The 8,624-nt window shown below is 68.1% G+C and carries 8 protein-coding genes; 4 read left to right on the plus strand and 4 right to left on the minus strand.

Annotation, left to right across the window (positions count from 1 at the left end):
- Positions 1 to 143: 143 nt before the first annotated feature.
- Positions 144 to 557 carry a GFA family protein gene (locus E8A74_RS51175; protein WP_136936505.1) on the minus strand — a complete coding sequence of 138 codons (414 nt, stop codon included), beginning with the start codon at positions 555 to 557 and terminating at the stop codon, positions 144 to 146.
- A 113-nt stretch (positions 558 to 670) separates the two neighbouring features.
- On the opposite strand from E8A74_RS51175, the gene E8A74_RS51180 reads away from it, so the two are divergent.
- Together E8A74_RS51180 and E8A74_RS51185 are read left to right on the plus strand one after the other, a co-directional pair.
- The gene (locus E8A74_RS51180; RefSeq protein ID WP_136936506.1) at positions 671 to 1,660 is read left to right on the plus strand and encodes a helix-turn-helix transcriptional regulator; all 990 of its coding nucleotides are present in this window, start codon (positions 671 to 673) and stop codon (positions 1,658 to 1,660) included.
- Between the two features lie 108 nt (positions 1,661 to 1,768).
- Complete coding sequence (locus E8A74_RS51185; protein WP_136936507.1) at positions 1,769 to 3,247, plus strand: sensor histidine kinase; 1,479 nt, start codon at positions 1,769 to 1,771, stop codon at positions 3,245 to 3,247.
- Positions 3,248 to 3,284: 37 nt separating this feature from the next.
- Here E8A74_RS51185 and E8A74_RS51190 read toward each other — a convergent pair whose 3' ends face one another.
- Positions 3,285 to 4,010 (minus strand): hypothetical protein, encoded by a 726-nt coding sequence (locus tag E8A74_RS51190; RefSeq protein ID WP_136936508.1) that lies wholly within the window; start codon positions 4,008 to 4,010, stop codon positions 3,285 to 3,287.
- Positions 4,011 to 4,030: 20 nt separating this feature from the next.
- Positions 4,031 to 4,681 carry a hypothetical protein gene (locus tag E8A74_RS51195; RefSeq protein WP_136936509.1) on the minus strand — a complete coding sequence of 217 codons (651 nt, stop codon included), beginning with the start codon at positions 4,679 to 4,681 and terminating at the stop codon, positions 4,031 to 4,033.
- A gap of 217 nt (positions 4,682 to 4,898) precedes the next feature.
- On the opposite strand from E8A74_RS51195, the gene E8A74_RS55815 reads away from it, so the two are divergent.
- A complete protein-coding gene (locus E8A74_RS55815) occupies positions 4,899 to 5,030 on the plus strand; it encodes a hypothetical protein (RefSeq protein WP_269749953.1) in 132 nt (43 codons plus the stop codon).
- Positions 5,006 to 5,716, plus strand: a complete 711-nt coding sequence (locus E8A74_RS51200; RefSeq protein WP_136936510.1) for a hypothetical protein — start codon at positions 5,006 to 5,008, stop codon at positions 5,714 to 5,716. The genes E8A74_RS55815 and E8A74_RS51200 overlap by 25 nt, the downstream gene beginning before the upstream one ends.
- Here the strand turns inward: E8A74_RS51200 and E8A74_RS51205 are convergent.
- Positions 5,694 to 7,937 carry a terpene synthase family protein gene (locus tag E8A74_RS51205; protein WP_136936511.1) on the minus strand — a complete coding sequence of 748 codons (2,244 nt, stop codon included), beginning with the start codon at positions 7,935 to 7,937 and terminating at the stop codon, positions 5,694 to 5,696. The genes E8A74_RS51200 and E8A74_RS51205 overlap by 23 nt on opposite strands.
- Between the last annotated feature and the right edge of the window lie 687 nt (positions 7,938 to 8,624).

An 8,624-nucleotide genomic window follows, 5' to 3' on the forward strand; every position in this document is an offset into this window, starting at 1 on the left:
AGCGAAGGCGCCGCCACCCAGAGCGGCGCTTGCTTCTCCCGTGTTCGACCCATCGACATGACGCGGACAAACCTACCATCGTCTCCCGTCTCTGTCGATCGTCCCTTCGGGATAGGTCCACGGGCTGTTAGCAGCCTGTGGAATTATCGTCGCGAGCGCCCCGAAGCTAGGAGCCCGTCGACGTACATCACCGGAACGCCGGTGAGGTCCGCGTCGTCGAGGCAGTTCAGGTTCACGGAGCAATAATCGCCGCCGAGCATCGGGAGGTGCCCGTGCGCGAACACGCGGATGCCGCAGGTCTTGCAGAACCGGGCATGGCCGGCCTCCGATCGCGAGTGGTCGCCGAGGACCTCCTCGCCGGCGAGCAGACGGAAGGCGCTCGGCTTCACGATGATGCCCCACCACTGTGTCTTCGCGCAGATCGTGCAGTTGCACTTCCCCGTCCCGGCGCTCGGGTCGAAGTCGGCCTCGAAGCGGACGGCGCGGCAAACGCAGCTTCCCTTGTAGGTCCGGGGGCCGGGGGTCGTCGTGGTGTGCTCGGAAGCGGCATTGCTCATGGGCGGTAGCTCCAGGGATGGGGGCGGGACGCCTTTGGACGCCTCGCCCGAGGGAGGAGAGGAAGCTACACTGGATTGCGGACAGATTTGGTCCGCGAGGAGAGAGGTGGTACGTGGTCCAGACCTCCGCGCGGCTGCTGAAGCTGCTGTCGCTGCTGCAATCCCGGCGCTTCTGGACGGGCGCGGAGCTGGCCCGCGAGCTCGAGATCACCGAGCGCAGCGTCCGGCGCGACGTGGACCGGCTCCGGAGCCTCGGGTACCCCGTCCACGCGGCCACCGGCATCGGCGGCGGATACCAGCTCGGCGCCGGGAAGGAGCTGCCGCCGCTGCCCCTCGAGGACGACGAGGCCGTCGCCGTCGCCGTGGGGCTGCGCGCGGCGGCGACCGGACCGGTGAAGGGGCTGGAGGAGGCGTCGGTCCGCGCGCTCGGGAAGCTGGAGCAGGTGCTCCCCAAGCGGCTCCGGCGCAAGGTGAGCGCGCTCGACGCCGTGAGCGTGCGGCTGGGCGACGGCGGACCCACCGTCGACGCGGACGCGCTCGCCGCGATGGCGAACGCGTGCCGCGACGCCGAGGTCCTGCGCTTCGACTACAGCAGCCATAGCGGCGCCGCGAGCGTGCGCGCCGTCGAGCCGTACCGGCTCGTGCACACGAGCCGCCGCTGGTACCTGCTCGCGTACGATCTCGATCGAGGCGCATGGCGGACGTTCCGCGTCGATCGCATCCAGGGCAGGCCGAAGACGGCGGGGCGCTTCAAGCCGCGCCCCCTGCCCGCGGAGGACGTGGCCGCCTATGTGTCGAAGTCGGTCTCTACCGTCGCGTACCCGCTCCGGGCGCGCGTGACGGTGCACGCCCCAGCGCAGGCCGTCTCGGAGCGGCTGTCGGGCGTGGCGGAGCGCGTCGAGGCGCTGGCGCCCGACCGCTGCGTGGTCCACACCGGCGGCGGGAGCCTCGAGGCACTCGCGTTCCACCTCGGGTTCATGGGGTTCGAGTTCGAGGTGCACGAGCCGGTGGAGCTCATCGAGCACCTCCGCCGCCTGGCCGAGCGCCTCGGCCGGGCCGCGGGGCGGGCCGGAGCAACAGAAGAGGACGCGGGCGCGCGGTGAGGCGGCCCTGCCGAGCGCTCCCGGCGCGCGTGCCGTTCTTCTTCAAGCAGTGCGAAACGTCCGCCACGACCCGTTCGGCGCTCGCGGCGTGCCATAACGAGCGAGGCCATGAACCTCGCGCGCAAGCGGCTCACCCGCAAGCTCCTCGCCGTCTTCGCCACGCCCGTCATCCTCGGGTTCGTGGTGACGGGGGTCGTGTCCATCCGGACGACCCGCGCCTCCCTCGTCGAGAGCAGCGAGCGTGCGCTCGCGGACAACATCGCGACGCTCCGAACGGCCTCCCTGCCCATCGCAGCGACGGGGCGAACGGAGGAGGCCGTGGCGCTCGTCGAGCGCGTCGCCGCCGAGGAGACCGTGCACGGCGTCGCCTTCTACGACGAACGGGGCGCGCCCTTCGTGCGCTCGTCCGCGCTCCGGAGCGCGCCCTCCGCCCTCGACTCCATGGCGGCGCGCGCCGTGGCCACCGGCGAGGCGAGCCATGGAACGTTGCAGATCGGCGATGAGGAGGTGCTCGTCCGGGTCGAGCCCGTGCGCGACGCGTCCGGTCTGGGCGCGGTCGTCATGACCCGCGAGCTTGGGCCGATCGATCGCATGATCGACCTCACCCTGGTCCGGCTCGCGCTCACGGGCGGCGCGGCGGCGCTCTGCGTTTCGCTCGTCGCAATCTGGATTTCGCGTGTGCTCGGGCGCGCGTGGGGCGACCTCGTGCACGCCGTCGATCGCGTGGCCGCGGGGGATCTCGACGTGCGCGTCGAGGCCTCCCCCGAGCTCGAGCTCGATCGCGTGGCGGGCGCCGTGAACGACATGACCCGCTCGCTCGCCGAGGCCCGCGAAAAACTGCTCGCGGCCGAGGCGGAGCGGACCGAGCTCGCGGCGCGCATGCGACACGCGCAGGCCCTCTCGGTCGTGGGGCAGGTGGCCGGCTCGTTCGCCCACGAGATCGGCTCGCCGCTCAACACCATCCTCGGCTGGTCCCGCCTCTCGGCCGCAGACGACGACCTGCCCGGGCCCGTGCGCCGGCAGTTCGAGACCATCGCCGGCCAGTGCGAGCGCATCACGCGGATCGTCCAGCGCATGCTCGACGTGAGCCGCCCCCCCACGGATCACGTCGTGCCCGTGCAGCTCGCCGACGTCGTGCGGGACGTGAGCGCGTTCCTCGCGCCGGACCTGCGCGTGCGTCGCATCGAGCTGCGTCTCGTCGTCGCCGAACGGCTACCGCCAATCGTCGCCGTCCGCGATCGCCTGCTCCAGGTCGTGATGAACCTCTGCATCAACGCGATTCAGGCGCAGCCGCGGGGGGGGACGCTCCGGATTTCGCTCGCGCGCGGCGAGGAAGCGGGGCCCGAGCGCGAGCCCCTGCTCCGGCTCGAGGTCGCCGACGCGGGACCCGGGATCCCCGAGGAAAAGCGGTCACAGGTCTTCGAACTCTTCTATTCGACGAAGGTCGAGAGCGGAGGCACGGGGCTCGGGCTGCCCATCGTGGCCGACGTCGTTCGGGATCTCGGCGGTCGTGTCGAGATTGGCGACGCGCCCGAGGGAGGCGCGCTCTTCCGGGTGCTGCTGCCGGCGGGGTCCTCGTCGCGCTAGCCTCCCAAGGGCTCCCGAAAGCCTCCCGGCGGGAGACTCACGGTTCGTCCCTGTCGGCTCCGCCGCCCTGTTTTGCTTTCCACTCCCGCTCCCTCTTCGACGGCATCCCTTGGGTCATCTCCGCGAGCGCGCGCATGCTCTCTCCGAGGGAGTCCCGGACGGGCAGCTCGACGGCGAAGTCCTCCGCGCCCGCCTCCGCGACGCGCCGCCATGTTTCATCGACCGGCTGGCCTACGTTGTCCGAAAGCTCGACCAGCGTGGGCAAGTAATAGGGAATGGCCGATGCGTATCTCGGATCCTGATGGCGAAACGCCTCCTCGTAGGCCGCCAGGGCTTCCCGATCCCTCCCGAGGGCTTGCAGGATCCGTGCTTTGGAGCCGCCGTGCGACCATCGGTACGTGACGTTCTCGAATCCAAGCTGCGCCACGGCTTCGGATACTTGCAGCGCTTCCTCGTACCTGCCGGCTGCGTAGAGAGTGTACTCGCGCTCCGCCGCAATGCTTCGAGCCATCCAGCCATCATGATCGCGATGGCGGTTCGTTTGTTCGAACGCATCCAGGTACGCGAGCACTTCGTCGTACTGGTCACGCTTCCTGAGCTCGATGAGATCGAGGGTTTTGTACTCCAATGCCTCTTGCACCTCCAGCCTGTCGAGGCACGTGGCGCACACCAGGAGCGTACGCCCTGCGCGCGTGTATGTCGTCGTCGCCTCCCGCTTCTCACAGAACGAGCAAGGTCGCGGTTTTTCAGTGGGAGACGGCATGACGCTTTCCTCCTGACCGCTCAATACTGCCAATGCCGTGGGCACCTCTCTTCGGGCCAAATGCCGTCCTTGTTTCTGCACTCCGCGAGGCATCCTCCACAATCTTTGTAATTCCCATAGGTCTCCCTGTTCCGCTTCGGTTGCCATGGGTTCTCGAGACACTCCTGAAACGGCGGTTGGCACTTCTCCTCCACCTTCTTCGGCCACCTTCGGATCGCCTCGGCCGCCTCCTCCGCGACATGCACCGTGACAGCCACGACGATCGTCACCCCGGCGGCGACGAGCACGATCGGAACCAGGTTCACGGCGACGACGGCGGCCGCGGCCGCGGGGTGGCCCAGGGGAGTCCGTCCCTCCGGAGAGACGCTGCCGCCGCCGCCGTAGACCGTCCCCGAGGATCGCAACGGCGTGACGACCCCAGGCAACGACATGCCGTGGAGCGCATCCTCCATGCACGACACGATCTCTCGATCGCCGATCATCGACTCCCTGACCCTGGCCTTGTCGACCTGACCGTCCCCCGTCACCTCGACGTCGAACAGGATGGCGTAGTGCGTGTCCGTCAGCCGAGCCGCGCCATGCTCAGCGCAATCCTGAAGCGCGGCCACGGTCGCCGCCGGGACCGACGGGCCGTCGCCCGAACCGTGACCGCTGGGCCGCGGGGTCCCCATGAGGCCGCTCCCACAGCCAAGCGGCAGGAAGACAAAGCCCAACCCGAGCGTGAGCCCCAAGGACGCCGTAAGCCTCGTTGCTACCAAGCCCATGTTTGGCAGTGTACAGTCCTACCCCCGAGCAACAAGCGGGAAGCCCCAAGCCCCACGCCTCCTGTCTGGACACATGTACGCCGACCCATGTAGCGTGCACCACCCCAAGAGAGGACGTTCCCCCATGGCGCTCGACGTGAAGACCCTTGCCCCGGAAGCTCGCGCGGCCTTCCTCAAGGATGGCGAGTGGTTCGGCTCCGAGGACACGCTCCAGCCGGCGCAGGACGGCGGATGGATACGCGCTTCCTCCGCCTGACGTGCCCCCGCAGCCCCGGCGGCCCGCCTATCTACAAGGCGCTCTCGCTCGCCGACGACCGCTTCGTGGCGTACATCCACGGCCGCGATCTCCACGTCCTCGATCTCGAACGGGGCGGCGACGCAGAGCCCCTCCTCGTCCTCGAGGACACCAGAAACCACGCATTCGCCTCGAAGACCCTCGTCACCTACGACGAGGCCCGCGGCTTTCGTCGGTTCGTCCGCGAGGCATCGCGCTTCGTGGAGGCGTCGCGTTTCGTCTTTCCGGAATCGCCCGCGCCTTGGCCCACGCATCTCGTGGTTTCGCCTTCGGGGCGGTTTCTCTGCTTCGAGCTGCCGCCCGCGCCGACGTCAAAGGCTGCCGCCGACGGCGAGCGCCTGCTCGTCTTCGGCTGCATCTGGGCCGCGCCGTACGAGGCGCGCCTCTATGACGCGAGGCCCTGGACGCGAGGCGCCGCGCCGACGAACGAAGGCTTTCCGCTCCCGCTGCTCTATCGGCAGTACGAGGACCTCGAATACGAGACCGTCTTGCCCGCGCGGTTCGTCCCGACCCGAGACGGGCTGCTCGACGTGCTCTCGCTCGTCAATCTGGGAGCGTTGCAAATGCTCGCCCCGGACCACGCGCGGGAGCTCGCGACGGGCTCGTGGAGGGAAGCAGATGGAATCACCTGGTCCGATCGCTCGTAAACAATGACACAATCCGTGCCGCCGAGGTGCCGAGTCCTCGAGGGCCCGCGAAGTGCACCGGCGGCGAGATCTCCCGGCGCTCGGGCTCATTGAAGCGACCCGTCTGCCGACTCCAGTGAAGGGTGCCGCTCATCATCTTCTGGAGCTGTTCGACGTACCGCTCGAGCCCCTCGCGAGCGTGCACCGAGAGCCCGAGGTCGTCCGAGAGCGCCGGCAGCTCGGTGACGACGACGTGCTCGAACTGCTGCGCCCGGGCGGTCATCAGGTCATTCACCACCTGGACGGCCTTGTCCTTCCCACAGTCGAGGAACCGCTCCACGACCAGCACGAAGTTGTGGATCTCGCCCTCGATTTCCATCTCTCTCTGGTAGGAGTAGAGGTCGTTGAGCAGGCCGACGTAATCCGAGTACGCATTCTCCAGCGAGCGCATCGGTCGGGCGCGGAGGACCTCGGGGGGGATCGCAGCGCCCTGCTGCCCGAGCCGGCAGAAGACCGTCGTGAGCTCGGCGCCGCACGTCCACCTGCGCATCTCGATGTAATCGATCGGATCCGGGATCCGATGCTGGATCCGGTTCTGGAGCTGCCATAACCAGCTCTCCACGGTGCCCTCGATCACCCTGCGGAGCTTTCGCCGATCGTCCACGGAGAGCGACGCGGCCGTGCGCTCCCAGAGGTCCGCGAGGCCGAGCTCGAACGACGTGGTCGGGGGTGGGGTGGCGCCGAGCTCGATCGGCATGAACGAAGACAGCCGTTTGACGAACACCTTGGCCCCCGCCATATCGCGGGTGCTCCCGTAGACCACCGGGAAGTAATCGTCGCCGTACGTCCCCCAGGTGATCCAGCCAGCGCTCAGGTCGAGAGCATCGGCCGAGGCGTCCGGGGAGCACCTCGCCGAGAAGTAGGCGATATCGATGGCCTCGAGCTCACGCTCGGTCCAGCCGCTGTGGCCGACGACGTGGGGCACGGGCCCGGTGAAGCCCATACGGCGCGCCCATTCCTTGAGGCGCTGCCTGGCACCATCGAGGTGGGGGTTCGTCCCCGTGGAGAAGGGCATGTAGAAATCGGGCAGCGTCGTCGGGCCGACGCGCTGGTAGGGGACGTGGGAGAAATTCTTCCACCTCTTGAGCCCGAAGGCGAGGCGCGCGGCCGAGGTCCCGAGGCCCGTCGGGCCCTTGGCGAGGAGCGAGTTGCTCGAGGAGCCCTTGTTCATGTAGCGGCTGGAGCGCATGTGCCACTCGTGACCGCCGGACTGCCAGTCCTGGAGCCCTCGGATGTAGGTGAGGACGTGGGCGCGCTCGATCGGGTCGAGGGCGTGCTCTTCGAAGAGGGAGGGCAGCTCGGTGCAGGCGGTGTTCTCGAACTGCTGGAGGCGGGAGGTGAGCAGATCGTTGACGAGATCGGCGGCGCGCTGGGTATCGACGTCGAGGAAGCGCTCCATCACGAGGATCGCGTTGGAGAGCTCGCCCTCCTCCTGGATCTCCCGCTGGTAAGAGAAGATGTCATTCCGCAGGTGGACGCTGTCGGAGAAGGTGTCCTTGAGCACGAGCATCGGGCGAGAGGCGGCGATGCGGTCAGGGACCTCGACGAAGACGGCGTGCTCGACAAGGTCGGCGGACCAGGGGGCACCGCCGACCTTTCGTCGCATCTCGATGTATTCGATGGGGTTGGAGACGCGCTGCCCGCTGATGTTGGACAGCTCCCACGTGGACTCGTCGAGGAGGTTCTTGGTGCTCTCGAAGAAGCGCCGGCGCCAGGCGACGGATTTGGAAGGGACCGTGCGATACCAGAGGTCGGCGAGGCCACGCTCGACGGGGTTGGTCGGCTCGGGCGGGGTGGTGGCGAGGTCGACCGGCATGAACAAGGGGAGCCGGTCGAGGTATTTCTTGGCGCCCACCTGATCCTGGGGGCGCTTGTAGGTCTCGAGGAAGTGGTCGTCGAAATAGAAGACCCAGACGTACCAGTCGGTGATGAGGTCGAGCTCGGGGCCGGGTGCCTCGGGGTGGGTGTAGGCGCAGAGCAACGCGTAGTCCATCGCGTCGAGCTTCGCCTCGCTCCAGATGTTGGGATCGGCCTCGCCGGGCGGCGGGTCCAAGATCCCCACCTTTCGCGCCCATTCCTTCGAGTGGGCTCGGGCGCCCTCGAGGTTGGGGTTCAAGCGTGCGGGCCAGGGGACGTAGAAATCCGGCAACTCGAAGGGCTGCTGCTCGCCTTCCGCTTTCACCACGATCACACCTCACGGGCTCCGTAGCAGTTGCCATCACGTCCCGTCAACACCCGCACCCGCGCCGCCCGTCTTCGGGTGAGTTGCGCAACGGCCTCGCAGGCTTGCAGCGCTTCCTCGTACCTGCCCGCTTCGTAGAGGATGAACTCGCGCTCCGACGCGACGCTTCGGGCCAGCCAACCATCATGATCGCAATGGCGATTGGCGTCTTCGAATGCATCCCACTTCGTCGTATTGGTCGCGACTCACCAGCTTGTCGATGGCGAGGCCCTTGTATTCGAATGCCTCTTGTACCTCCAGCCGGTCGAGGCAGGTTGCGCACACCATGACGGTGCGTCCCGCATGTGTGTACGTACCCGTCGCCTCCCGCTTCCGGCAGGACCAGCAAGGTTGAGGTTTTTCACTGGGAGCATGCATGGCGATTCACTCCTGAATGGGGCTCAGTTCGGGCGGGGACACCTCTCCTCGGGCCAAGCGCCGTCATGGCCTTGTCGACCTGACCGTCTCCCGCGAGACGAGTCGTATCACCTCGCTCACCCCCGTCTGGACGCCGGCCCGCCGCCGTGGCAGGCGCCGCGCGCACGCGCGTTCGTCCGGCCGCCGGGCGCATCGAGCTTCGACAGCAAGCGCGCGCAGACGTCTGCGCAAGCGCTCGTGCGAGGCAGCGTTCGTCATACGCGTACATTT

This window comes from Polyangium fumosum, assembly GCF_005144585.1.
Lineage (GTDB): Bacteria > Myxococcota_A > Polyangia > Polyangiales > Polyangiaceae > Polyangium > Polyangium fumosum.

What these genes read in the sequence shown, in the direction of transcription:
- E8A74_RS51175 (WP_136936505.1), bottom strand. Translation starts at nt 557, where the DNA reads ATGAGCAATGCCGCTTCCGAGCACACCACGACGACCCCCGGCCCCCGG.
- E8A74_RS51185 (WP_136936507.1), top strand. Translation starts at nt 1,769, where the DNA reads ATGAACCTCGCGCGCAAGCGGCTCACCCGCAAGCTCCTCGCCGTCTTC.
- E8A74_RS51190 (WP_136936508.1), bottom strand. Translation starts at nt 4,010, where the DNA reads ATGCCGTCTCCCACTGAAAAACCGCGACCTTGCTCGTTCTGTGAGAAG.
- E8A74_RS51195 (WP_136936509.1), bottom strand. Translation starts at nt 4,681, where the DNA reads ATGGGGACCCCGCGGCCCAGCGGTCACGGTTCGGGCGACGGCCCGTCG.
- E8A74_RS55815 (WP_269749953.1), top strand. Translation starts at nt 4,899, where the DNA reads ATGGCGCTCGACGTGAAGACCCTTGCCCCGGAAGCTCGCGCGGCCTTC.
- E8A74_RS51200 (WP_136936510.1), top strand. Translation starts at nt 5,006, where the DNA reads ATGGATACGCGCTTCCTCCGCCTGACGTGCCCCCGCAGCCCCGGCGGC.